General features: G+C 65.4%; 2 protein-coding genes. Both read right to left on the bottom strand.

The features are described 5' to 3' along the window. On the bottom strand, window positions 1-662 hold a 662-nt coding region (locus OSB52_RS24650; RefSeq protein ID WP_266063967.1), incomplete at its 3' end, for a helix-turn-helix domain-containing protein. Continuing rightward, window positions 662-960: recombinase family protein (locus OSB52_RS24645; protein WP_266063966.1), on the bottom strand; the 299-nt coding region annotated here is incomplete at its 5' end. The genes OSB52_RS24650 and OSB52_RS24645, both read right to left, overlap by 1 nt.

Here is a 960-nt window from a genome sequence, read left to right as displayed (position 1 = left end):
GCCTGGGCACCGACATGGCCGGGTACCGCGACTGCTCGCTGCACGACGACCTGAAATGCCACATGCCAGCGGCCTGACGCGTCTTCGGACAGAGTCGCCGAGAGAACCCGGGCGGTTCCGTTATCGATGCGGCGAGCCAACTTTCGGGTCGACTCGTGCGTCTTGATCCGCCCGATCCTGGGCAGAGTGATGTGGTGGCGGTCGGTCTCGACCCGGATGGTGCCGGTCGTGAACCGCACCGACCTAGGTGCCCGCGCGGACTTGAACCGCGGGAACCCGACCGGTTTCCCCGCACGTTTACCTGCACGCGACTTGCCCCACGCGTCCAAGCCCCGAGCCAAGGCGTCGAGTCCGGAACTGTAGGCCTCTTTCGAGTTGTCACCCCACCACGGGGCGACCTCGTCCTTGCGCGCATTCCACTGCTTACGCAAACCAGCCAACGACCAATTCAGTAGCGGCGTCAACTCGGCCTCGACGATCCCGTACGAGCGTTCCGCGGCCCGTTGATCGATCACCGCCTTCACCACCGCCAGCATCACATTGTGGGCAAATCGTGCACCCCCGGCATGAGACCGGAACGCCCGCACCTGCCCAGGCGTGGGATCGAGCGCGAACCGGTACCCCTGGACCGTCCAACCCGCGGGCACCTCGAACCGGGCCATCAGCCCAGCCCGGTCGTCTCGGCATGTGTGGTAGCGGTGACAGCGCGCATCGCCCGATTGCGTGCACCACGACGTCCATACAAACGCGCGCACATCGACGTCAACACCTCGATCACGTCGCGGACCAGATCATCGTCGGTCTCACCCTCATCAGTCACCACGATCCGACGCCCCTGCGCCGACAACGCCGCTTCGAGGTACTCCACCCCGAACCGCGCCAGACGATCACGATGCTTCACAACCACCACACTGGCAGACGGGTCCGACAACACCCGCCGAATCTTGGGGCGCTTCCCGT

Source organism: Gordonia aquimaris (assembly GCF_026262595.1).
Classification (GTDB): Bacteria; Actinomycetota; Actinomycetes; order Mycobacteriales; family Mycobacteriaceae; genus Gordonia; species Gordonia tangerina.
The sequence above is the reverse complement of the archived record's forward strand: the minus strand, read 5'-3'. Positions and strand labels throughout refer to the sequence as shown.